The sequence below is a fragment of the Allobosea sp. UC22_33 genome (assembly GCF_042700715.1).
In the GTDB taxonomy this organism is placed as follows: domain Bacteria; phylum Pseudomonadota; class Alphaproteobacteria; order Rhizobiales; family Beijerinckiaceae; genus Allobosea.
In genome coordinates this window covers 3,178,253-3,201,452 of the sequence record NZ_CP170556.1, presented here as the reverse complement: position 1 = coordinate 3,201,452, position 23,200 = coordinate 3,178,253, and the positions used below count along the sequence as shown (strand labels likewise).

The following is a 23,200-nucleotide window of genomic DNA, read 5'->3' as shown; positions in this document are numbered from 1 at the left end:
AGTCCTGAGCATCTCGTGACCACTCCTGTCATTCCGGGGCGCGCCTTTAGGCGCGAACCCGGAACCCACGACCGGGTGAGACATCTTGCGTCACGTGGCCAACGGCTCGCCCGGTCGTGGGTTCCGGGTTCTTCGCTGCGCGAAGCCCCGGAATGACAACGGTGGTTCCAACCGCGATGCGGCAAGTTTTCTCGCGGTAGAGACGCTTCACAAAGCCCGGCAGGCCTGCTCCAGCCAGGCCTTTGCCTCGCCTTCGACCTGCGGCGACAGCTTCTCCCAGACCTTGGCGTGATAGGCATCGATCCAGGCGATTTCGCCGGCATCGAGCATGTCCTTCTCGATCAGGGCGCGCTCATAGGGGCACCAGGTGATCGTCTCGAAGCCGTAGATCGTCCGCTCGGCGCCGGGGATATTCCGCTCCTCGACGACGATCAGGTTCTCGATGCGGATGCCGTACTCGCCCTGCTTGTAATAGCCGGGCTCGTTGGAGAGGATCATGCCCGGCTCCAGCGGCGTGGTGCCGAGCTTCGAGAGCCGCTGCGGCCCCTCATGCACCGAGAGATAGCTGCCGACGCCATGGCCGGTGCCGTGGTCGAAGTCGAAGCCGCCCTGCCAGAGCGGCAGCCGCGCAAAGGCATCGAGCTGCGCGCCCGAGGTGCCCTTGACGAAGACCAGCCGCGAGATCGCGACATGCCCCTTGAGGACGCGGGTATAGCGGTCGCGCATCTCGGCCGTCGGCGTGCCGATCACCATGGTGCGCGTGATGTCGGTGGTGCCGTCCTCGTACTGGCCGCCTGAATCGACCAGGAAGATGCCGGGCTCCAGCTTGCGGTTCGAGGCATCGCTGACGCGGTAGTGCGGCAGGGCCGCATTGGGGCCGGCGCCGGCGATGGTGGTGAAGGAGACGTCCTTGAGCAGGCCGGTCTTCAAACGCTCGGCCTCAAGCGCGGCGACCGCATCGATCTCGGTCAGGCCGCCCTTCGGCGCCTCGCGCGCAAGCCAGGACAGATAGCGCACCATGACGGCGCCGTCCCGCAGATGGGCGCTGCGGGCGCCATCAAGCTCGGCTTCGTTCTTGCGCGCCTTCATCAGCGCGATCGGGTCGGTGCCTGCATCGGGCGTGCCGCCGGCCTCGCGGATCAGGGTCGCGAGCGCGGAGGCTGCGGTCGTGGCATCGAGCCGGACCTTGGCCTTGGCAGCGCCGAGCTTTGCGATCTGCTTGTCGAGCTCTGCAGGCGGAGCGATCTCGCCGACGGCGCCGATCGCATCGCCCGCTTCGTTGGTGATCTTCTCGGGCGCGAGGAAGACGGTCGGACGGCCCTCGCGCGGGACGATGGAATAGCCGAGCGGCAGCGGTGTGTGCTCGACATCGCCGCCGCGGATGTTGAAGACCCAGGCCAGCGCATGCGGGTCGGAGACGACGAGCGCGTCGACCTTGGCCTCTGTCAGCGCCTTCTGGATGCGGGCGAGCTTGGAGACGCTGTCCTCGCCGGCGAAGGCGGCCGGATGCGCCTTGACCGGCGCCGTCGGCGGTGCCGGGCGGTCGCTCCAGAGCGCGTCGATCGGGTTGGCCTTGACGGCGACGAGGCTGCCGCCGGCTGCGGCGGCCGCCTTTTCGAGGCGGGCGAGGCCGTCGACCGTATGCAGCCAGGGATCGTAGCCGAGCTTGCCCCCAGTAGGCAGGTTCTGCTCGACCCAGCGCTCCAGCGGCGTCTCCTCCATGCGCACCGGCGTGACGACCTTGGTGTCGGTCTGCTCGGCCGACTGGATGGTGTAGCGGCCATCGACGATCAGCGCCGCCTTGTCTGCGAGCACCACGGCATTGCCGGCCGAGCCGGTAAAGCCGGTCAGCCATGCCAGGCGGGCCATATGGGCGGGGACGTATTCGCCCTGGTGCTCGTCGGCGCGCGGGACGACGAAGCCGTCGAGCCCTTGCGCGGCAAGCGCCTTGCGCAGGGCGGCGACGCGGCCGGCGACGAGCTTCGGGTCGCTCGGTTCGGAAAAGGACTGGAAACGGCAGGTCGGCAGAGTCGAATCGGTCATGGCGGGGTCCGGCTTAGGTCGGGCCATCGTCGCCTCGCGTCCGCGAAAGCGCCAGCGCAAATGCGCCGGCGGAGCACTGCCCGTTCCGTGGGACGGCGCTGCCTGCCGGGATCGCATTGTGCCGATTGGTTATGCAATCGACGCAAACATTAACGGATATGGACCGATCGCATGCGTTTTCTGCATATCTTGCATATGCGAAGATATCTTCTCGCAAGTGCGAAATGACCCCACCTTAGTCGCATAAGAGAACGAGGAAGCGACCGGGACTGTCCTTCGTTTTTCGGAGATGGACCCATGACCTACGTGTTGAACAATGCCGACGTGCTGCCCGTACCGGTTCGGACCCGTGGTGAAACCCGCGCCAGCCAACCCGGCCTGATGCAGCGCTTCTATGCCGCGCTCATCGCGAGCCGCACGCGTTCCGCAGACCGCCAGTTGCGCGCCCGCAACCTCCTCGTCAACGAGGCCGAGATCGTGCTGGGCGGCTTCCCGTCCGCGACGCTGTCGAGCGACGTATCCCTGCCTTTCAACCGCTGAATTCACGCCGCCGCGGCCCTGCGCCGCGCAGCTGACAACCCTTCAAGGACCTTCATCATGATCGCCATCATCAAGCACATCTTCGAACAGATCGCCGACGCTGCGAAGTTCACCGCCGCCGTCTGGCACGATGCCCGCAGCCTGCAGGCCGATGCCGAGAAGAAGTACGGCTATATCGGCTTCTGAGCCGACCGAGTAACGACCTCGCGCTTCCCCGGAAGTGCCGGAGGTCAGGCAAGGCGGCGCGGCCTCTGGGCTGCGCCGCCTTTTTTCATGACCAGCGTCGCCCAGCCTTCGCGCAGCGAGTGGCTGGCGAGATAGACGCCTTGGTGCCGATAGGCCGAGACGACGCCGGCGACATCCATCGCCAGCAGGCCCGACAGGATCAGCGTGCCGTTCGACGAGAGTACGCGCGCGATCGACGGGGCGAGCCGCTTCAGCGGGCCGGCCAGGATATTGGCGAAGACGAAATCGAAATGGCCGGGGCGCCAGGCCTTGGCATGGCGCAGGCCCGGCGCGACGTAGAGATCGAGCGCGTTCGGCGCATGGTTCAGCCGGGCGTTATGGGCGGAGACCTCGACCGCGACCGCATCGATATCGCCCGCGACGACTTTGCGCTTGATCTGCTTGGCCAGCGCCAGCCCGAGAATGCCGGTGCCGGTGCCGATATCGATGCCATGGCGGGGCCGGCGCTTCTTCAGTTCGGCGTCGAGCGCGAGCAGGCAGCCCGCGGTGGTGCCGTGGTGGCCGGTGCCGAAGGCGAGCGCGGCTTCGATCTCGATGGCGACATCGTTGGTGCGGACGACGTGCCGGTCATGCGCGCCATGGACGAGGACCCGGCCGGCGCGGACGGGCTTCAGCCCATCCAGGCTGTTGGCGACCCAGTCCTTGGTGTTGACGGTGGTGAAGGGCGTGTTGTCCACGAGCTCGCCGACGATCGGGCGCAGCAGGTCGCGCACCGCGTCCTCGTCGGGCGCGTTGGCGAAATAGATCTCGACCTTCCACGGGATGTTCATCGAGAGCGTGGTGATCCCGTCCGCGACCTCGAAGGCAGAAATCGCCGTCTCGGTCGGGTCGAAGATCTCGCCGAGCAATTCGGTCAGGGTCCGGGCCTGTTCGCCCGAGGTGGAGAGTTCGAGGACGGTCGCGACCGTCGCTGGCAGGAGGCCTTCGCGCATGGCGCGGACTTAGCAGGCGCACCCGCCGCTGTCATCGGAAATGGCCCGGACCGGCGCGGCTAAACCCCGCGTTCAGCATTCCCTGCTACCGGCAGGCCATGACGGCCTCGACGCGCGCGATCATCCTGAAGGCAAGCCTGGCGACGCTGCTGTCGATCGCGGCTTCGCTCGGCCTGGCGGTGACCGTCGTGCCGATGCTCGGCGGGGTCGTGGACGGTACCGCCTGGCTGATGTGCATTCTCTGCCCGCTGCTCATCGCCTGGCCGGCCAGCGCCTGGCAATTCCGGCAGGCGCAGCGCCTGAAGGATGCGCATGGCGAGATCGCGCGACTGCACGGCGCATTGTCGGCGGCGCATGAAGCCTTGCTGGAAAGGGCCCGCCGCGACGGCCTGACAGGGCTCCTGAACCGCGAGAGCTTTCTGGCCGATCTGGAGCAGGCGATGACGCCGGGTGGCGAGGGGACGCTGCTTTTCATCGACGCCGATCATTTCAAGCAGGTCAACGACCGCTTCGGCCACCCTGTCGGCGACGATGCCTTGCGGAGACTGGCGCAGGCGATTGCGGGCGCAGTGGGCGAGGGCGGCCTCTGCGGGCGGCTCGGCGGCGAGGAGTTCGCGGTCTATCTCCCGCAAACCGCCCTGACCGAAGCACAAGCCGTCGCGAAACAGGTTCTCGATGCGGTTCGGCGCCTCAGGATCGTGTCACCCGCCGGCGAGCCGGTCAGCCTGACCGTGAGCATCGGTGCCGCTGGCTGGACTGGCGGCGCCACGATCGAACGATTGATCGCCGAGGCCGATGCGCAGCTCTATCGGGCGAAGCTGCAGGGCCGGAACCGGGCGGTCTGCGCGCTGAACATCGCCGCGGTGGCCTGAGCGGCGCTCGCGTCAGGCGTGCTGCGAGCCTGCCGGAGCTGGGGCGCGAGCTCAGCGCCGCCTTCTGCGGCGTCTGGACCTGGGCCGAGACGTACTACGCCGAGGTTTCGGCAGCGCGGAAAGCGTTTCGGGAGCGGGAAGGCGGCGCCTGAACGCTCAGAGGTCCTTGGTCAGGTAGACCCGGGTCGCGCCGGGTGGCTTCGGGGCGATCTCGCCGAAGACCTGCCAGCCGAGCTTCTTGTAGAACTCGGGCGCCTGAAAGCTGATGGTGAAGAGCACGGCCTTGCTGCAACCGCGCCGGCGCCCTTCCTCCTCGGCCATTGCAAGGATGCGGCTGCCGATGCCGGTGCCGCGCAGGCTCTTCGGCAGATAGACGGTGTCGATGAAGAGCAGGCCGAGCGAGGTGCGCCCGGCCAGCCCGCCGATCGGCTTGCCCGTTTCCGGATCGCTGATGCGGATCTGCAGTTCCTGGCGATCATGCCGGCCAATCGCCGCGTCGTTATAGTCTTTCAGGCCTTCGCCGAGGAGCTTGCGAAAGGCGTCGTCTTCGGCGTCGGTGAGGGTGATCTCGGGAGGCATGGTTGGCTGAAGGCTATTCATTCGGCGGCAATACGGGCCGGGCTCTGGCCAAACGGTATGGCCATCAGGATGGCGTCCCTGGACGATTCGACAAAGTCCGGGTCGGTGCGCAACTCGTCGATTGAGCGCGGTTCGGGAAAATCGGACGCGGTGTCCTCAAACCAGTTTTCCGCTGCGAAGGCGAGAACCTCTTGCGCCTGGGCAAAAGCTTCTTCCAGCGTATCGCCAGCCGTGAACACGCCTTTCACATCCGGAAAGAACACGCCGTAGCAGGATGTTTCGTCCTTATGGACGACTGCAATGTAGTGTCGCATGGCGACGTCCGTTCAATCTCGATCCCAGCCGGCATCCCTATATATCGCATGGACGGTGCCGATTGGAATGTCCCGCTTGGGATGGGGCACGATCACCATGCGTTTCGTCGCTTCGTGCACGAACTTCTGATGCGAGCCGCGCGTGCTCTTCAAAACGAAGCCGTCGCGTTTCAGGCGGCGAATGATGTCGGTGCTGTTGGTGAGCATGGTTGCGTTCGCCCATTCCGTGCGCCGAAATCATGCCAAAGCTTGCTTTTGATTTCCATATGATAGTTTTCATCAGAAATGATGCAAGTTATCGTATGGGAGGCTGAATTATCTCATATCTGAGCTGTGCATCGTCATATTTGATGTGAACTTTCACATCGATCGCGATTCATACTCATATCTGAGCTAGCTGACTTACCCTGCCTTCTGCACAAAGCTATCCAGCACCATCTTCCGGCCGGCCTTGTCGAAATCGACGGTGAGCTTGTTGCCGTCGACGCTGGCAACCGATCCGGGGCCGAACTTGACGTGGAAGACGCGGGCGCCCTCGCCATAGGCGGATTCGCCTGAGGATTTGGCCGTCAGCTCGCCCTCGATCAAGAGCGGGCCGCGCTGGCGCGAGGCGCCGCCGAAATTGCCCTGGCCGAAGCCGCGGCCGCTTTCCGAGAAGCCACTGCCGCCGCTGTTCTTCGCGCGGTTCTCCTGCGCGCGCTGCCAGCCCGGCGTGTTGTAGCTGGAGCCGAAGCTCTCCATCCGGTCGAAGCGCGAAGCGCCGTAGCCGCCCTGCGAATAGCTGGTCGAGGCCTGCTCGACCTCGACATGCTCCTCCGGCAATTCGTCGATGAAGCGGGAGGGCAGGCTGGTCTGCCAGAGGCCGTGGATGCGCCGGTTCGAGGCGAAATAGAGCTTCAGCTTCTTGCGGGCGCGGGTGAGGCCGACATGGGCGAGGCGGCGCTCCTCCTCCAGTCCGGCGCGGCCACTCTCGTCGAGCGCGCGCTGGTTCGGGAACAGCCCTTCCTCCCAGCCGGGCAGGAAGACCGTGTCGAATTCCAGCCCCTTGGCGGCATGCAACGTCATGATCGAGACGCGCGCTTCGGCCTCGCCGTCGCCGACATCCATGACCAGCGAGACGTGTTCGAGGAAGGCCGGCAGGTCGGGGAACTCATCCAGCGAGCGGACGAGTTCCTTGAGGTTTTCAAGGCGCCCTGCGGCATCGGCCGAGCGGTCCTTCTTCCACATCTCGGTATAGCCGGACTCTTCCAGCACCAGCTCGGCGAGCTCGCCCTGCGGCATGTGCTCGGCGCGGGCGGACCAGCGGCCGAAGGCATCGACCAGCTCGCGGAGCGCCGTGCGCGCCTTGGGCTTCAATTCGTCGCTCTCGACGGCGGCACGGGCCGACTGCATCAGCGAGAAGCCGGTGGCGCGGGCATGGTTGTGCAGGAGCTGGACGGTCGCGTCGCCGAGGCCGCGCTTGGGCACGTTGACGATGCGCTCGAAGGCGAGATCGTCGGTCGGCGACACCACGCAGCGCAGATAGGCCAGCGCGTCGCGGATTTCGGCGCGTTCATAGAAGCGCGGGCCGCCGATGACGCGATAGGGCACGCCGGCCTGGACGAAGCGCTCCTCGATCTCGCGCATCTGGGCGGAGATGCGCACGAGCACCGCGACCTCGGCGAGGTTGTGCTTCTTCGATTGCATCGCCTCGATCTCGTCGGAGATCAGGCGGGCCTCTTCCTGGCTGTCCCAGGCGCCGGTGATGGTGACCTTCTCGCCGAGTGCGTCCTCGGTGCGCAAGGTCTTGCCGAGGCGCCCCTCGTTGCGGGCGATCAGCTTGGAGGCGGTGGCGAGGATATGGCCGGTCGAGCGGTAGTTGCGCTCCAGCCGGATTACGGTTGCGCCGGGAAAATCGTGCTCGAAGCGCAGGATGTTGTCGACCTCGGCGCCGCGCCAGCCATAGATCGACTGGTCGTCGTCGCCGACGCAGCAGATGTTGCGACGGCCCTGGGCGAGAAGCCTCAGCCAGAGATACTGCGCCGTGTTGGTGTCCTGGTACTCGTCGACCAGGATGTAGCGGAAGCGGTCGTGATAGGTCTGGAGCACGTCCGGATAGTCGCGGAACAGCGTCAGGCAATGCAGCAGCAGATCGCCGAAATCGACGGCGTTCAGAGCCTTGAGCCGCTCCTGATAGGCGGCATAGAGCTTGCCGCCCTTGCCGTTGGCGAAGACGGCGGCCTCGCCGGCGGGAACGTCCTTGGGGGAGAGGCCGCGGTTCTTCCAGCTATCGATGAAGCCCGCCAGCATCCGGCCGGGCCAGCGCTTCTCGTCGATGCCCTCGGCCTGGATAACCTGCTTCATCAGGCGGATCTGGTCGTCGGTGTCGAGGATGGTGAAATCGCTGCGCAGGTCGAGCAATTCGGCGTGGCGGCGCAGGAGCTTGGCCGAGATCGAGTGGAAGGTGCCGAGCCATGGCATGCCCTCGGCGACCGGGCCGACGAGATGAGCGACGCGCTCCTTCATCTCGCGCGCCGCCTTGTTGGTGAAGGTGACGGCGAGGATCTGGGAAGGGTAGGCGCGGCTGGTCGAGATCAGATGGCCGATGCGGGTGGTGAGCACGCGGGTCTTGCCGGTGCCGGCTCCGGCCAGCACCAGGACTGGGCCGTCCGTCGCCTCGACCGCCTGGCGCTGCTCCGGGTTGAGACCCGCGAGATAGCCGGCCGCCGGCTGCGCGGCAGCGCGCGCGGCGAGCCCGCCGGGGCGGGGCGGAGGAGCGGAAAAGGGGTCTGCGTCGGACAAGGGTGTGCGCTGCTCGTGCGTGATTCGTTCTCCGGCGAATATAGGGCGTCGCTGTCAGGATTGCGCCCTGCCGGAGCGATCATTTTACAGCCCGTTCCACAGGGAGGTGGCAGCATCCTCCCGCTTGCCGGGTCAGCGCGCCGGCAGCAGGTATTTCAGGCCCTGCGTGAAGCCGCGCGGCGCGACGGTGAGGTGATCCTCATCGTCGAGGACGACCGACTTCAGATTCAAGCTCGGGTATTTCCGGCCGCGCAATGCCGTCTCCAGCGCCCGGTTGTCGGCGACCATGTCGACCGTCTGGCTGTAGCGCCGGTCGCCTTTGCGCAGTGCCTCATGGGCGCCGACATAGAGATAGATCTTGGCTTTCAGGTCGCTGTTCCGGGCGGCGTAGCGTGTCTCCAGTTCCAGAGTGTGGCGCTTGTCGTACCAGAGCGAAGGGCTGCCGAGGATATAGCCGCTGAATAGGTTGGGCTCGGTGAACAGGATCTGCGCGCCCAGCAGGGAGCCGTAGGAGTGGCCGAGAAAGAGCGCTCTGGCGGGATCGGTCCGATAGCGGGCGGTGATGAACGGCTTCACCTGATCGCGCAGGTAGGTCTGGTAGGCCGGTCCCTCGCCGTGAACCGCGCCGGCCGGCGCCGAGCTCGGCCCGTTCGGCGTGGGGGTGTAGTCGCGCCGGCGGCTGACCGCGCCATCCTCGCCCTTGGCATAGGATAGCCCGACCAGGATGAACTCCTCCACCTTGGGACCATCGAGGTTCAGGCGGCGATTGATCTGGCGGATGATCGGGAAGGCGTAGTCGGCGTCGGTGACGTAGAGCACGGGGTAACGTCGCTGCGGCTCCTTCGCATAGGAGGGCGGCAAGGCGACGAAAACCTGATAGCCGCGGCGCGAGACCGGATCGGGCACATCCCAGACCTCGCTGTCGGGGATCTGGTACGGGCGGCCTTCGCCCGGCTGAACCTTCGGAACGGCTTGAATCTGGGCGTGCGCAGGAGCGACGGAGACACTGAGGCCGGCGATGAGGGCAATCAGCAGGGCATTCGGAAGGCGTTGCAGCACGGGGATCTCCGTCGTCACGCGCCGATCGCAGCGCGCGGGGCGAGGTGAGGCAGGAACTCGGGCAGCAATCGGGCGGATTCGCAATCGGCGGATGCCGGCATAGTCTGGTGGTTAACGGCAGAGCGGTTCGCTGATCGGAGGGAAGGCCATGGCTCAGATGTCGCACGCCGATCAGGTGACCAATCAGGTGCCGGTGCTGGCCGGTTATGACGCCTTCGCCGCCGATCCGGTGCTGCCGGATATCGTCTCGGCCTTCGGCGCCGACTGGGCGCGCGAGCGCCTGCATGAGGCGGGGCGGACGGTCGGTTCGGCGCGGGTGCAGGAGCTGGCCTGGCTCGCCAATCGTTACACGCCGGAACTCCGGGCCTTCGATCGCTTCGGCAACCGGATCGACGAGATCGCCTTCCACCCGGCCTGGCACGAGCTGATGGGGCTCGCCATCGGGCAGGAGACGCATGCGCTGGCCTGGAACCGGCCGGAGCCCGGTGCGCAAGTGGCGCGGGCTGCCTTGCAATATCTCTGGTACGGCGCCGAGAGCGGCATCTGCTGCCCGATCAGCATGACCTATGCCGCCGTGCCGGTGCTGCAGCAGGATGCGGGGCTGTGGGCGCAGTGGGGGGCGCTCGTCACGTCGAACCGCTACGATACGCGGCAGGGGGCGGCGCATCTGAAGACGGGCGCGACCGTCGGCACGGCGATGACGGAGACGCAGGGCGGTTCGGATCTGCGCCAGACGCAAACCGTGGCCGAGGACAATCGTGACGGCACTTTCTCGCTGCATGGGCGGAAGTGGTTCTTCTCGGTGCCGCATTCCGACGTGTTCCTGACGCTGGCGCGGACGGGCGAGGGCATCTCCTGCTTCGTCGTGCCCGGCTGGCTGCCGGATGGTGCCCGCAACGGCGTGGCGATCCAACGCTTGAAGGACAAGGTCGGCAACCGCTCGAACGCTTCTTCCGAGGTCGAGTTCAGGGGCGCGATCGGTCATCTGATCGGCGAGCCCGGCCGCGGCATCCGAACCGGGCTGTCGATGAACCATAATTCGCGGCTCGATATCGCGGCGGCATCCTCCGGGCTGATGCGGATGGCGGTGTCGCTGGCGGCGCATCACGCGCAGCATCGCCGCGCCTTCCAGAAGGCGCTGATCGACCAGCCGATCATGCAGAACGTGCTGGCCGATATCGCGATCGAGGCGGAGGCCGCGGCCTGGCTCGCCTTCCGGCTGTTCGCGGCGCTCGACCGGCAGGATGAGTCTGCGAGCGAGCGCCTGCTGGCGCGGGTCGGGGCGCCGATCGCGAAATACTGGATCACGCGGCGCGCGCCTGCGGTCGTCACCGAGGCGCTGGAATGCCATGGCGGCAACGGCTTCATCGAGGAGAACCCGATGGCGCGGCTCTATCGGGAGGCGCCGCTCAACGCGATCTGGGAGGGCTCGGGCAATGTCATCTGCCTCGACGTGCTGCGTTCGCTGGCGCGCGAGGAAGGAGCGGTCGACGTGCTACGGGCAGAGCTGATGGCGGCTGCGGGCGCGGACCGGCGCTACGATGCGGCGCTGAAACGGCTGGAGGGTGCGTTGCCGGAGATGATGCGCAACGAGGGGCAGGCGCGCCGGTTGACGGAGAGGCTGGCGTTGATGCTGCAGGGCTCGTTGCTGCTGCGGCATGCGCCGGCCGCAGTGGCGGATGCCTTCATCGCGACGCGGCTGGGCGACGGCTGGTCGGGGCAATTCGGGGATTTGCCGCTGAGTGTCGATGCTGCGGCGCTGGCGCGGCGGGCGGTGCCGGCGGTTTCATAGAGCGCTGTCGTCATGCTCGCCCTTGTGGCGAGCATCAACGTCTTGAACGCGACCTTCGATGGATGAAGACGTGGATGGTCGGGACAAGCCCGACCATGACAGTGTGGCTTCGCTAGGCTTCAGGCTCGAACGTCATCGCCTCGCCATTGATGCAGTAGCGCAGGCCGGTCGGCGGCGGGCCGTCCGGGAAGACGTGGCCGAGATGGCCGCCGCAATTGGCGCAGTGCACCTCGACGCGGAGCATGCCGTAGCTGCGGTCTTCGGTGGTGCCGACCGAGCCTTCCAAAGGCTGGTCGAAGCTCGGCCAGCCGGTGCCGCTCTCGAATTTCTTGCCGGACTTGAACAGCTTCTGGCCGCAGCCAGCGCAGGAAAAGGTGCCGGCGCGCTTCTCGTAGTTGAGCGCACAGGACCCGGCGCGCTCGGTGCCGTGGCCGCGCAGGATGCGATATTGCTCCGGCGTCAGCCGCGCGCGCCATTCGGCGTCGGTGAGCTGGAAGGGGAAGGACTCGTCCTGCTTCTTCTCGGCTCCGAACATGCTCATCAGACCCATTGCGATCTCCTTCCTGGCGGGAGCGCCTCATCGGTTTTCGTGCCGCCAATATGGGGCTTTGCGCGCCGGATTTCAGCCCCACCCGGCGCTCCCGCTTTCACGAAGCCGTGCCGGCCGTCACCGGACCGTCACGCGACTCCTCTAGCAGCCCGGCCACCCGCACAGGGAGGAAAACCGGTGACGCAACAGGCGACCCAAACGGCACGCGCGGCCCGCCGCATGACGAGCTCGGGCCTGGGACAGGCCGTCCGGCGCAGCAAGACACTCTCGAAGGCCGGCATGCTGGAATGGCTGTTCGCCCGCGCCTTCTCGGGGCTGGTCTATCCGCAGATCTGGGAGGACCCGGTCGTCGACATGGCGGCGCTGCAGCTCAAGGCCGGCGACCATGTCGTGGCGATCGCGTCCGGCTCCTGCAACATCCTGTCCTATCTGACGGCGGCGTCGATCAGGGTCAGCGCGGTCGATCTCAACGCCACCCATATCGCGCTCGGCAAGCTCAAGCTCGCGGCACTGGCGCGAATGGAGCGGCAGGAGGATTTCCTGCGCTTCTTCGGCCGGGCGAAGGATCGCGCCAATGTCGCGCTCTACGATCGCGAGATCGCGGGTCATCTCGACGCCGTCTCGCGCGGCTACTGGGAGGGGCGGGGGCTGAACGGGCAACGCCGGATTAATCTCTTCGCCAAGGGGTTTCATCGCTACGGCCTGCTCGGGCGCTTCATCGGCACCGGCCATGTGCTGGCGCGATTGCTCGGCGGCAATCCCAAGGCGATGCTGGCGGCGCGCGATCTCGCAGAGCAGCGGGCGCTCTACGACAAGCATCTCGCGCCGGTCTTCGAGCGCAGGCTGGTGCGCTGGCTGGTGCGTCAGCCGGCCTCGCTCTACGGGCTCGGCATTCCGCCGGCGCAGTACAAGGCGCTGGCCGCCGATGGCGAGGACGGCATTCTCGGCGCGCTGAAGCTCCGGCTGGAGCGCCTGGCCTGCGATTTCGACCTGAAGGACAATTACTTCGCCCAGCAGGCCTTCGGGCGGCGCTATGGCTACGGGCCGGATGCGGCGTTCCCGCCCTATCTCCAGCCACGGCATTTCGCGGTGGTGAAGGAGCGGGCTGCCGGCGTGTCCTATCGCCAGAGCGCGGTCACGGCCTTCCTGGAAGACCAGCCGGCCGAGAGCTGCGACGCCTATGTGCTGCTCGATGCGCAGGACTGGATGAACGATGCCGATCTGACGGCACTGTGGTCGCAGATCACGCGGACGGCCCGGCCGGGCGCGCGGGTGATCTTCCGCACCGCCGCCGACGAGCGTCTGCTGCCTGGCCGGATCCCCGCTGCGATCCTCGATCAATGGTATTACGAGGAAGAGCGCAGCCGCGAGCTTTGCCGGCAGGACCGCTCGGCGATCTATGGCGGCTTCCACCTCTATGTGCTCAAGGGGCAGACGCGGTGAGTGCGGCGGAGGCGTCGGCCGGCTCGGCCGCCGGGTTGATGGACCGGATCTACCGGCACCAGCGCCATATCTACGACGCCAGCCGGAAGTTCTACCTGCTCGGCCGCGACCAGCTCATCGATGGGTTGCAGCCGCCTTCCGGCGGGAGCGTGCTGGAGATCGGCTGCGGCACCGGGCGCAACCTGATCAGGATCGCCAAGCGCTATCCGGACTGCGCCTGCCATGGGCTCGACGTCTCCAGCGCGATGCTGCTGACGGCGCAAGGTTCTATCGCAAAGGCGGGGCTGGAGCCGCGGATCAGGCTCGCGCAGGCCGATGCGACCAGCTTTGATCCCCAAGTGCTGTTCGGCCGCGCCGGCTTCGACCGGATCGTGATCTCCTATGCGCTGTCGATGATCCCGCCGTGGCAGGGTGTGGTGGCCGAGGCGCTCCGCCGGCTTAGCCCGGGTGGCTCGCTGCATATCGTCGATTTCGGCGATCAGGCGGGCCTGCCAGCGCCGTTCAAGGCGATGCTGCTGCGCTGGCTCGGCCTGTTCCATGTCACGCCGCGCGAGGATTTGCCCGAGGTCGTGCGAGCAATGGCCGAAGCGGCCGGGGCCGATTGCCGGGTCAGTGCGCCCTATCGCGGCTATGCGGTGCATGCGGTGGCGACGGGACGCGGCGTAGTTGCGCGTCGGTCTTTTGTTCTTGCATCGGCTTCGTCCGAAAACCGCGTCACACTTTTCGGGCCGATGCTTTAGCGCCTATGCTCGTCGGCGATGGATGCCGCCGACGCCCCGCCCGACCAGAGTCGCTTCGAAGCCCTGCGCGACCGGCTGCGCCAGCTGTATCACGGCCGCTCGCCGGCTGCCTTGCGCTTCCAGGCGATCACGACGGTCGTCGATCTCCTGATCATCGCCTTCTTCATCCTGACGCCGTTGCTCAGGGAGAACCCGGCCTTTCTCTGGATCGACTATTCGGTCGCGGTGATCATGGTCGCCGAGATCGCGGCGCGGTTGCTGGCCTCGACCAACATGCTCAGGCTGCTGCGCCAGCCGACCATGCTGCTCGACCTCTTCATCCTGCTGACGCTGCTCATGCCGCAATGGCTGGAGAATTTCGGCTTCCTGCGCATCCTCAGGCTGTGGTCGCTCTCGCATAAGGGCATCGTCTGGGCGCAGTTCCGCGAAACCCGCTTCCGGGAATGGGAGAACGTGGTCCGGGCGCTGAGCAATATCGCGACCTTCCTCTTCGTGGTGACCGGCTTCGTCTACACCTTCTTCTTCCGGCACGAGGGCGGGTTGGAGAGCTATGTCCAGGCGCTCTATTTCACGGTCGCGACGGTGACCACGACCGGCTTCGGCGACGTGACCCTGCCGGGCATCGCTGGCAAGCTGACCTCGATCCTGGTGATGATCGTCGGGATCACGCTGTTCGTGCGATTGGCGCAGGCGTTGTTTCGCCCCAACAAGGTGCTGTTTCCCTGTCCCGAATGCGCCTTGCAGCGCCACGAGCCGGATGCGGTCTATTGCAAGGCCTGCGGGCACAAGCTGAAGATTCCCGACGACGATCCTTGAGGAGCGCAGATGCGCAGCCCTCATCCTGAGGCGCGCTGTTGACTGGCCCTTCGTCGAGGTTTTGCGACATGTCTGTCATTCCGGGGCGGCCGCAGGCCGAACCCGGAACCCACGACTGGGTGAGCCTCGGCGATCATGTGGCTTAAAGCGCTCACCCAGTCGTGGGTTCCGGGTTCTCCGCTGACGCGAAGCCCCGGAATGAGAAGGGACGTAGTGCAAAGCTCCGCCGATCAACTGTCAGCATGCTTTAGTGCCGGGTTTCGGTCGCCGTCTCGGTCTCGCGCTCCTCGGCGGCCTCGTCGACCCGTATGGCGGATTTCCGGGGCATGCCGATGATGCGGCCGATCGTGGCCGGCAGCGGCATCATGCTATGGGCCGCCTTCATCAGGGCGATATTGGCGAGGATATCGGCCGGGAAGGGCGTGACCTTGCGATTGATCATGTCGACATGCAGCGACAGGTTCTCGCTGGTCGCCGCGAGCCAGCCCTCGTTGGCGTGCCGCATCTCCAGATAGTAATGCAGGCGCTTGTCGTCGAAGGCGATGAGCTGCGCGGTGACACGGACGAGATCGCCCTCGGTCAATTCGCGCTTGTAGAGGACATGGCACTCCGCCGCGAAGGTGGAGGCGTGGCGCGTCTCGACATAGTCGCGGGTGAGGCCGACCAGCGAGAAGACCTCGTCGACCGCGCGGTCGAACAGCACATGGTAATAGGCCATGTTGAGATGGCCGTTATAGTCGATCCATTGCGGCTCGACCCGCATCGCCGACGAGACGAAGGGTGCGAAGAACAGCGCCGGGGCGCGCGTATCGTGTTTCATGTTCGCCTCCCTGACAGGCGCCTCGTTCAAGGGCCGGCGGCATTATTGCCGCTGCCCATTCGACCGTCGCATGATCTAGTATGCATCGCTCGCAATGGGCGTCAGCATTTTGGGCCGGCCAGTATGGCAGGACCATGTCGAAGCGTAACCAATTGCGAAAACGATCCGATCGAAATCTAACCGCCAAAACCGGATGTTGACAATGAGCCTGCCCGCCGCCGCTCCTCATGACAGCCCTGTCCCGGCCGCAGTGCTGCCGCCCTCGCCGGAGGTGATCACGGCGGTGACGCAGGCGCTGGCGGCGAGCTTCGGCAACCGGCTGGTCACCAGCCTCGCCGTGCGCCAGCAGCACGGCCATACACTGACCTGGATCCCGAACCAGCCGCCGGATGCGGTGGTGTTCCCGCAGAGCACCGAAGAGGTCTCCGGGATCGTCAAGCTCTGCGCCGCTCATGGCGTTCCGGTTATCGCTTTCGGCACAGGCACTTCGCTCGAAGGCCATGTCAACGCCGTCTTCGGCGGCGTCTGCATCGACATGTCGCAGATGAAGCGGATCATCGCGGTCCATGCCGAGGATCTCGACGTCGTCGTCGAGGCCGGCGTCACCCGCAAGGAGCTTAACGAGCACCTGCGCGACCAGGGCCTGATGTTCCCGATCGATCCCGGCGCGGATGCCTCGCTCGGCGGCATGGCGGCGACGCGTGCTTCCGGCACCAATGCCGTCCGCTATGGGACGATGAAGGACAATGTCCTGGCGCTGACCGCGGTGATGGCCGACGGCTCCATCGTCAAGACCTCGACGCGGGCCCGCAAGACCTCGGCCGGCTACGATCTCACCCGCCTGCTCGTCGGCTCGGAAGGCACGCTCGGCATCATCACCGAAGTGACGCTGAAGCTGCACGGCATTCCAGAAGCGGTTTCCGCCGGCGTCTGTCCGTTCCCCTCGGTGAAGGCGGCCTGCGACGCGACCATCATCACGATCCAGTCCGGCCTGCCGGTCGCGCGCATCGAATTGCTCGACGACGTGATGATCCGCGGCGTCAACCTGCATGCCAAGCTCGGCCTGCCGGAGACGACGATGCTCTTCGTCGAGTTCCACGGCACGGAAGCCGGCGTGAAGGAGCAGTCCGAGCGCTTCGGCGAGATCGCGGCCGAGTTCGGCGGCGGGCCGTTCGAATGGGCGACCAAGGCCGAGGACCGCTCGAAGCTCTGGCAGGCGCGCCATGACGCCTATTGGGCGGCCAAGGCCCTGCGCCCCGGCTTCGACTCGGTCGCGACCGATGTCTGCGTGCCGATCTCGCGGCTGGCCGAATGCGTCGAGGAGACCAAGCGCGATATCGAAGCCTCCGGCCTGATCGCGCCGATCGCCGGGCATGTCGGCGACGGCAATTTCCACACGCAGCCGCTGGTCAACCTGGCGGATACGGCGGAGGTCGAGCGGGCGCAGGCCTTCATCGACCGGCTGGTGAAGCGGGCGCTCGCGATGGGCGGCACCTGCACCGGCGAGCACGGCGTCGGCCAGAAGAAGATGAAATATCTGGAGCAGGAGCACGGGGCCGAGGCGCTCGCGGTGATGCGCACGCTGAAGCGGGCGCTCGACCCGCGCAACATCCTCAATCCCGGAAAAATCGTCGCCCTGTGACGCCGTTGCGGCTTGCGCTACCTGCGGGGTTCGCCGAAATGTCGTGATCTCGCCGCGACTTGCGGGCAGGATGGGACATTGCGGCTCTGGCCGCCCTTGCGATGAAACGGACCTGTCGTTCCGGACAAGCCGCCTTTGGCGGCGCCGATCCGGAATCCATCGAAGGGCGTATCGCTCTAGGATGGATTCCGGGGCAAGCCCGGGATGATGGCATGGTCCGGTCGCAAGGTCGGGGCGGGCCGGAAAGCGACACCATTCCACGAGCGACAGGGGCAGGCAGCGGAATTTGCGTGAGAGTCTGACAGTTCTGGCGGGGCTGCTGGTCCTGGCGCTGCTGGCGGCCCTGATCGGCCCCGGCTTCGTCGACTGGCGTAGCTATCGGCCGCAGATCGAGACCCGGTTGAGCGAGGCGCTGGGCGTCGAGACGCAGATCGGCGGCGGGATCGGCCTGCGTTTGCTGCCGTCTCCGCGCATCGCGCTGGAGGATGTCCGGATCGGGCCGGGCGACGGCTCGGCGAGTTCCGCCAGGGCCGAGCATGCGACCGTGGAGCTGGCACTGGCGGCTTTGGCGCGCGGGGAGTTCCGCTTCTCCGAAGCCCGGCTGGATGGCGCTGCCGTTTCCCTCTCGCTGGATGAGGCGGGCATCATTCGCCTGCCCGAGCGCCGCGGCACGGGCATCCCGGCCGGGGCGAGCCTCGACCGCCTGACGATAAGCCGGTCGACCCTGATCTGGCGCGAGGCCGGGAAGCCCGCCGTCGTGCTGTCGCCGATCGCGGCCGAGATGTCGGCGGTGAGTCTCGCCGGCCCCTGGCGCTTCGAGGGCGAGGTCGCGGGCGCGTCGCTGCGCGTCACCACCGGCGAGATCGAGGCCGACGGGCGGCTGCGGACCAAGGCCTATCTCACCGGCGAGGACCTGCAGCTCGGCTTCGACGGAGCGCTGCTCTTTCCGAAGGGGGGCGAGGGCGTCGGAGCGGAACTGGATGGCGCCTTCAATCTTTCGCCGGGCGGGGCGGTCGCGCTCGCCGGCCGGGTCAAGGGCGGCAGCCGCCAGCTCGACCTGTCCGGGCTTGCTCTGGACGTCGCGGGCGGCGCGGCGCGGCTGGAAGGCGAGGGGCAGTACCTCCCCGGCACGGGCAAGGGCTCGCTGGCATTGCGCGCGCGCCGGCTCGATGCCGACGCGCTGGCGACGGCGCTGGCCGAACGGCAGGGTTTCGAGCGCGCCTTGCAGGGGCTGCCGGGTGCCTTCGACGTCAGCCTCGATCTCGACCAGTTGATCTGGCGCGGCGAGGATTTTTCGACCCTCGCCTTGCGCGGGCATCTGCACGATGGCGGCTTGAGCGAGGCCTCGGCGTCCGTGCGGGTGGCCGGTGCCCTGCTGGGCGCAAGCGGCAATCTCAATGCGGAGGGCGCTTCGGGCCGGCTCAACGTCAAGGCCGACGATGCGCGGCGCGTCGGGCTGGTGTTGTCGCGGGCCGGGCTCGACCCGGCGCTGGCCGATTTCATCGCTAGGCTTGGGCGGATCGATGCCGATATCGTCGGGGCCTGGACGGGCACCGGCGGCCGGTTCCAGCGCCTGCTGGTCGCGGGTTCGTCGGGCCTGCGCCTCGATGCCTCCGGCGAGATCGCGCCGAACCGGATCGCCGCGAAGGCGGCCGTGAACGGGCTCTCGCTCGATACTCTGCCGCCCGGCAACAGCCTCTCCGGCCTGCTCCGGCAGCGCGACGTGGCGCTGGAGCTTGCGCTCACCAATGTCCGGTTCCGCAATGCCCCGCCGGGTTCTGCCAATCTCGACCTCAGGCGCGAAGGCGATGTCTGGCGGCTGAGCCGGTTGTCGGTCGACGGCTTCGGCGGCGTTGTCGTCACCGGCGCAGGCGCGCTGCTGGCGGAGGGCGGCGAGATTTCCGGGCGGGTCCGGGCGCCGCGTTTCGAGACGCTCACCGCGCTGGCCGGGCCGCTGCTGCCGGAAACGGCAATCCAGGCGCTTCAGCGTGTCGGCGAGGGGCTGGCGCGGCTCGATGCGGGCTTCCGCCTGACGCGGGCGGCTTCCGGTGAGACCAGCCTGTCGGCGGAAGGCACGGCTGCGGCCGGCAGGCTCAAGCTCGACGGCCGGCTCGACAAGGCAGGCAACTGGAGCAGGGCTGCGCTCGGCTTCGAGCTCAACGACCGGAGGCAAGCTTTTGCGGCCTTGGGTCTGCCATTGCCGCAGCAGGGCGGGGCGGGACGTTTCGCTCTCGAACTGGATGGTGGCAAGGCGACCGGCTCGCTCGCGGGGCAGGGGCTTTCTGTTGTCGTCGAGGATGGCGAGCAGGGCCCGCGACTGACATTGCAAGCGGACGGGCCGGGGCAGGTTCTCGCGGAAGGGCCGGCGCGCCTGCTGCCTGATGGCGTGATCGATGCGTCCGCGCGGCTCGCCCTCTCCGAGGAGGCGATCCGGCTCGACGAGATCACCGCCAATCTCGGCGGCATGGCGGTGACTGGCGCGCTGCTGCTGCCGCGCGAAGGGCGCGCCTCCGGCCGTATTGCGGTGCCGGCTGCCGATCTGCGCCCGCTGATCGGCGCCGCGCTTGGGCAGGTGGCGGCGACGCCGAACGCGCTCTGGTCGACGGGGCGCTTCGGGCGCGTGGCGGGCTTCCCCGACTTCGATATCGCGGTCGAGACCGGGACTCTCTTCGCCTTCGATGGCGGGACGATCCGCAACGCGAGCTTCGCCCTGCGCTCGGATCAGGACGGGCTCCGGATCGACGACATCCGCGGCAGCTATGGCGGCGGGCAGGTCGCGGGGCGGCTCGGCCTGCGGCGCGACGGCGGGCTCGCCCAGCTTAATGGGCGGCTCAGCCTGATGGCGGTCGATCTCGGCGAATTCACCAAGGGCGCGGTGGGCGGCAAGGCCTCGGGACAGGTCGAGTTCGGCGGTTCGGGCGAGACGCCGGCGCGGCTGGTCGCCGGCCTGAGCGGCGCGGGCAGCCTTGCTCTGACCGGCACGCGCCTCGCGCGGTTCGATCCCAATGCCTATGCGCGGATCATCGCCGGCACAGGCGAGGATGCATCAGAAAGCGATGCGTCGCGCCTGCGGGACCGTCTCAGCGAGGCGCTCGACAAGGATGCCTGGGCGCTCGGTGACGTCTCGCTGCCCTTCACGCTGGCCGGCGGATTGGTCCGGCTCCAGCCCTTCGCCTTCGAACGCAATGGACTGCGTGCCGAGGCGACGGGCATCCTCGATTTGCGCGCGCTGACCGCCGATCTCAGGCTTGGCCTGAGGCCGCTTGGTGCCCTGCCGAAGGGCTGGCCGGGCGACGCCCCGCAGATCGGCATCGCCTGGCGCGGGCCCTTGTCGAACCTTCGGCGCGAGAGCGATGTCAGCGCGTTGTCGAACACGGTGGCGGCGCGGGCTCTGGCGCGTGAGATCGAGCGCGTCGAGGCCTTCGAGGCGGATGCGCGCGAGCGGGCGATGTATTCGAGGCGCCTGCGGGCCGAGCGCGAGATGCGCGAGAACGAGCGGAAGCTGGGTGAGTTCCTGAAGGCGCAGGAAGAGGCCCGCATCGCCGAGGAGAAGCGCCAGGAAGAGGCGCGTCGTGTCGAAGAGCAGCGCCGTCAAGCCGAGGAGAAGCGTGCCGAGGAGTTGAGGCGCGCCGAGCAAGCGCGGGCGGAGCTGGAAGCGCGCCGGAAGGCGGAGGCCGAGGAACGGGCCCGCGCCGCGGCCGAGCGGGCGGCTGCTGCTGCCGAACGGGCTGCAGCACAACCCGCGCCGCAGCAGCCGCCCGTGCAGCCCGGTCCTCTCGTTTTGCCGGGAGCGCCGCTCAGCAGTTCGCCGGAAGGCGCAGTCCAGTCGCCTACCGGTGGTGTTGCACCATCGCAGGTCCAGCCCGGAACGCAGCCGCGCAGCGCGCCGTTGCGTTGAAAGCTTGATTCAAGCACTTCGCGATTTGATTCCGAATTTTCTCGCAAGTATTTGAATATGCTGATTTTTGGATTGGTGATGTGGCGGTCGTCGATCATGCTGGTCTGACATGCGGAACCCTCGTCATTCCGGGGCGCACCGCAGGTGCGAACCCGGAACCCGACGACTGGGTGGGACATCTCATTCCTCGTTGCAGACGGCTCACCCAGTCGTGGGTTCCGGGTTCTTCGCCATGCGAAGCCCCGGAATGACAAAGGTGGTTTTGACCGGGAGCTGGCCGGCCGTTGACCGCACCGCCTACGAGCCGCCAACCAACTTCCGATAATGCGCGAGCGCATGCAGCCGTAAAGCGGAGGAGAGGTTCAGCTCCCCTCGTCCGGAATCGACCTCGGCGACGAGGGCGGCGATCGGGCGCTCCTCGCTTGCCGCGATCTCCTTCAGCGCTTCCCAGAAGGGGGCTTCCAGCGAGATGCTGGTGCGGTGGCCGGCGATGCTGAGCGAGCGCTTGCGCTCGGGCTTCATGCCGGCTCCGGCTCGTCGCGGTCGCGCTTGTGCCCGTCGATATGGCGGGCGGCCTTGTCGCGCTCGGCCTCGGTCAGCTTGCGCTCGGCCTTGGTGCGGCCGAAGGAGATGCGGTTCTGCTCGGCCGTCTTTTCAGCCTCCGCGCGCGCCTTCTGCTTGCGGACCTGGCGGAGGTTGATGATCTCGGCCACCGGACCCGCCACGCGTCAGTGGGGGCCGAGCATCAGCTCGGGCTTGACCGTGGCGTCGAAGAGCTCGGCGTCGACGCCGGCCTTCAACGCTTCCTCGCGGAGCGTCGTGCCGTTGTGATGGGCGGCCTTGGCGATGCTGGCGGCCTTGTCGTAGCCGATCGCAGGCGCCAGCGCCGTCACCAGCATCAGCGAGCGCGAGAGCAACTCCTTGAGCTGGCCTTCGTTGGCCTCGATGCCCTCGACGCAATTGACGCGGAAGCTCTCGGCCGCGTCGGCCAGCAGTCGCACGGACTGCAGGAAGGCAGCGGCGATCACCGGCTTGAAGACGTTGAGCTCGAAATGGCCCTGGCTCGCGGCAAAGCCGATCGTCGCCTGATTGCCGTGGACCTGGGTCGCGACCATGGTCAGCGCCTCGGCCTGGGTCGGATTGACCTTGCCCGGCATGATCGAGGAGCCCGGTTCGTTCTCCGGCAGGCTGATCTCACCCAGACCCGAGCGGGGGCCGGAGCCCATCAGGCGGATATCGTTGGCGATCTTGAACAGATCGGAGGCGAGCGCGGCCAGTGCGCCATGGGCGGCGGCGAGCGCGCCGTGGCTCGCCAGCGCCTCGAACTTGTTGTCGGCGCTGCGGAAGGGCAGGCCGGTCAGCGTCGCGATCTCCTTGGCGAAGAAGGCGGCGAAGTCGGGATGGGTGTTGAGGCCGGTGCCGACGGCGGTGCCGCCCTGCGCCAGCGCATAGAGCCCACCGAGCGCCGCCTCGATCCGGCCGATGCCGAGATGGAGCTGCATCGCATAGCCCGAAAATTCCTGGCCGAGCGTGACCGGGGTCGCGTCCTGCAGATGGGTGCGGCCGATCTTGACGAGGTGCTTGAAGGCCTCGGCCTTGGCGTTCAGCGCCTTTTCGAGACTGCGCAGGGCCGGCAGCAGGCGGCGCGTGATTTCCAGCACCGCCGCGATATGCATCGCGGTCGGGAAGGCGTCGTTCGAGGACTGGCCGCGGTTGACATGGTCGTTGGGGTGGACCGGGCTCTTGGCGCCGAGCCCTGCGCCGAGCAGTTCATTGGCGCGGTTCGCCAGGACCTCGTTGGCGTTCATGTTCGACTGGGTGCCCGATCCGGTCTGCCAGATCACCAGCGGAAAATGCCCGTCGAACTTGCCGGCGAGCGCCTCGTCCGCCGCATGGGCGATGGCGCCGGCGACGCGCTGGTCGAGCAGGCCGAGCTTCGCGTTGACATGGGCGGCGGCCTTCTTGACCAGCACCAGCGCATGGACCAGCGGCAGCGGCATGCGCTCGCTCTCGCCGCCGATCTTGAAATTCTCGAGGGAGCGCTGCGTCTGCGCGCCCCAGTATCGATCCGCAGGCACCGCGATCGGGCCGAAGGAATCGGTTTCGGTGCGCGTCTGCGTCATGGCGTCCGTC

General features: G+C 67.2%; 21 protein-coding genes. 9 read left to right on the top strand and 12 right to left on the bottom strand.

The window, feature by feature from the left end; all coding sequences use genetic code 11:
* Window positions 1-207: 207 nt before the first annotated feature.
* A complete protein-coding gene (locus tag ACFJGT_RS15485) occupies window positions 208-2,043 on the bottom strand; it encodes an aminopeptidase P family protein (protein WP_377838861.1) in 1,836 nt (611 codons plus the stop codon).
* 297 nt (window positions 2,044-2,340) lie between these two features.
* Here ACFJGT_RS15485 and ACFJGT_RS15480 point away from each other — a divergent pair, with 297 nt between their 5' ends.
* Together ACFJGT_RS15480 and ACFJGT_RS15475 are read left to right on the top strand one after the other, a co-directional pair.
* Window positions 2,341-2,583 (top strand): hypothetical protein, encoded by a 243-nt coding sequence (locus ACFJGT_RS15480; RefSeq protein ID WP_377838860.1) that lies wholly within the window; start codon window positions 2,341-2,343, stop codon window positions 2,581-2,583.
* Between the two features lie 57 nt (window positions 2,584-2,640).
* The gene (locus tag ACFJGT_RS15475) at window positions 2,641-2,769 is read left to right on the top strand and encodes a hypothetical protein (protein WP_377838859.1); all 129 of its coding nucleotides are present in this window, start codon (window positions 2,641-2,643) and stop codon (window positions 2,767-2,769) included.
* Window positions 2,770-2,813: 44 nt separating this feature from the next.
* Here the strand turns inward: ACFJGT_RS15475 and ACFJGT_RS15470 are convergent, their stop codons facing one another.
* The gene (locus ACFJGT_RS15470) at window positions 2,814-3,761 is read right to left on the bottom strand and encodes a 50S ribosomal protein L11 methyltransferase (RefSeq protein ID WP_377838858.1); all 948 of its coding nucleotides are present in this window, start codon (window positions 3,759-3,761) and stop codon (window positions 2,814-2,816) included.
* A gap of 98 nt (window positions 3,762-3,859) precedes the next feature.
* On the opposite strand from ACFJGT_RS15470, the gene ACFJGT_RS15465 reads away from it, so the two are divergent.
* On the top strand, window positions 3,860-4,633 hold the full coding sequence (locus ACFJGT_RS15465) for a GGDEF domain-containing protein (RefSeq protein ID WP_377838857.1): 774 nt from the start codon (window positions 3,860-3,862) through the stop codon (window positions 4,631-4,633).
* Window positions 4,634-4,789: 156 nt separating this feature from the next.
* On the opposite strand, the gene ACFJGT_RS15460 is transcribed toward ACFJGT_RS15465, so the two are convergent.
* From ACFJGT_RS15460 to ACFJGT_RS15440, 5 genes are all read right to left on the bottom strand, one after another.
* A complete protein-coding gene (locus ACFJGT_RS15460) occupies window positions 4,790-5,212 on the bottom strand; it encodes a GNAT family N-acetyltransferase (RefSeq protein WP_377838856.1) in 423 nt (140 codons plus the stop codon).
* Window positions 5,213-5,229: 17 nt separating this feature from the next.
* Entirely contained in the window at window positions 5,230-5,526 is a 297-nt protein-coding gene (locus ACFJGT_RS15455; RefSeq protein WP_377838855.1) for a type II toxin-antitoxin system HicB family antitoxin, read from the bottom strand.
* A gap of 12 nt (window positions 5,527-5,538) precedes the next feature.
* Complete coding sequence (locus ACFJGT_RS15450) at window positions 5,539-5,733, bottom strand: type II toxin-antitoxin system HicA family toxin (RefSeq protein ID WP_377838854.1); 195 nt, start codon at window positions 5,731-5,733, stop codon at window positions 5,539-5,541.
* Between the two features lie 195 nt (window positions 5,734-5,928).
* On the bottom strand, window positions 5,929-8,307 hold the full coding sequence (locus ACFJGT_RS15445) for an ATP-dependent helicase (RefSeq protein ID WP_377838853.1): 2,379 nt from the start codon (window positions 8,305-8,307) through the stop codon (window positions 5,929-5,931).
* 132 nt (window positions 8,308-8,439) lie between these two features.
* The gene (locus ACFJGT_RS15440; RefSeq protein ID WP_377838852.1) at window positions 8,440-9,366 is read right to left on the bottom strand and encodes an alpha/beta hydrolase; all 927 of its coding nucleotides are present in this window, start codon (window positions 9,364-9,366) and stop codon (window positions 8,440-8,442) included.
* Window positions 9,367-9,514: 148 nt separating this feature from the next.
* Here ACFJGT_RS15440 and ACFJGT_RS15435 point away from each other — a divergent pair, with 148 nt between their 5' ends.
* Window positions 9,515-11,158 (top strand): acyl-CoA dehydrogenase family protein, encoded by a 1,644-nt coding sequence (locus ACFJGT_RS15435; RefSeq protein ID WP_377838851.1) that lies wholly within the window; start codon window positions 9,515-9,517, stop codon window positions 11,156-11,158.
* A gap of 112 nt (window positions 11,159-11,270) precedes the next feature.
* Here the strand turns inward: ACFJGT_RS15435 and msrB are convergent, their stop codons facing one another.
* Complete coding sequence (gene msrB / locus ACFJGT_RS15430; RefSeq protein WP_377838850.1) at window positions 11,271-11,699, bottom strand: peptide-methionine (R)-S-oxide reductase MsrB; 429 nt, start codon at window positions 11,697-11,699, stop codon at window positions 11,271-11,273.
* 228 nt (window positions 11,700-11,927) lie between these two features.
* Here msrB and ACFJGT_RS15425 point away from each other — a divergent pair, with 228 nt between their 5' ends.
* From ACFJGT_RS15425 to ACFJGT_RS15415, 3 genes are read left to right on the top strand one after another with little or no spacing between them, the layout of a single operon-like run.
* The gene (locus tag ACFJGT_RS15425; protein WP_377838849.1) at window positions 11,928-13,151 is read left to right on the top strand and encodes a DUF3419 family protein; all 1,224 of its coding nucleotides are present in this window, start codon (window positions 11,928-11,930) and stop codon (window positions 13,149-13,151) included.
* A 38-nt stretch (window positions 13,152-13,189) separates the two neighbouring features.
* The gene (locus tag ACFJGT_RS15420; RefSeq protein ID WP_377848993.1) at window positions 13,190-13,891 is read left to right on the top strand and encodes a class I SAM-dependent methyltransferase; all 702 of its coding nucleotides are present in this window, start codon (window positions 13,190-13,192) and stop codon (window positions 13,889-13,891) included.
* A gap of 18 nt (window positions 13,892-13,909) precedes the next feature.
* Complete coding sequence (locus tag ACFJGT_RS15415) at window positions 13,910-14,707, top strand: potassium channel family protein (RefSeq protein WP_377838848.1); 798 nt, start codon at window positions 13,910-13,912, stop codon at window positions 14,705-14,707.
* A 247-nt stretch (window positions 14,708-14,954) separates the two neighbouring features.
* On the opposite strand, the gene ACFJGT_RS15410 is transcribed toward ACFJGT_RS15415, so the two are convergent.
* Complete coding sequence (locus tag ACFJGT_RS15410) at window positions 14,955-15,527, bottom strand: thioesterase family protein (protein WP_377838847.1); 573 nt, start codon at window positions 15,525-15,527, stop codon at window positions 14,955-14,957.
* A gap of 202 nt (window positions 15,528-15,729) precedes the next feature.
* Here ACFJGT_RS15410 and ACFJGT_RS15405 point away from each other — a divergent pair, with 202 nt between their 5' ends.
* Window positions 15,730-17,169 carry an FAD-binding oxidoreductase gene (locus ACFJGT_RS15405; RefSeq protein ID WP_377838846.1) on the top strand — a complete coding sequence of 480 codons (1,440 nt, stop codon included), beginning with the start codon at window positions 15,730-15,732 and terminating at the stop codon, window positions 17,167-17,169.
* A gap of 286 nt (window positions 17,170-17,455) precedes the next feature.
* Window positions 17,456-21,067 (top strand): AsmA family protein, encoded by a 3,612-nt coding sequence (locus tag ACFJGT_RS15400; protein ID WP_377838845.1) that lies wholly within the window; start codon window positions 17,456-17,458, stop codon window positions 21,065-21,067.
* Between the two features lie 297 nt (window positions 21,068-21,364).
* Here ACFJGT_RS15400 and ACFJGT_RS15395 read toward each other — a convergent pair whose 3' ends face one another.
* Genes ACFJGT_RS15395 through fumC form a run of 3 tightly spaced genes read right to left on the bottom strand, consistent with a single transcriptional unit; the run spans window position 21,365 to window position 23,190 of the window.
* Window positions 21,365-21,589: a ribbon-helix-helix domain-containing protein gene (locus ACFJGT_RS15395; protein ID WP_377838844.1), complete on the bottom strand. Its 225-nt coding sequence runs from the start codon at window positions 21,587-21,589 to the stop codon at window positions 21,365-21,367.
* Window positions 21,586-21,780, bottom strand: coding sequence for a DUF4169 family protein (locus ACFJGT_RS15390; protein ID WP_377838843.1), 195 nt, complete (start codon window positions 21,778-21,780; stop codon window positions 21,586-21,588). Before ACFJGT_RS15390 ends, ACFJGT_RS15395 begins: the two co-directional genes overlap by 4 nt.
* Before the next feature lie 15 nt (window positions 21,781-21,795).
* Complete coding sequence (gene fumC, locus ACFJGT_RS15385) at window positions 21,796-23,190, bottom strand: class II fumarate hydratase (protein ID WP_377838842.1); 1,395 nt, start codon at window positions 23,188-23,190, stop codon at window positions 21,796-21,798.
* Window positions 23,191-23,200 lie beyond the last annotated feature (10 nt).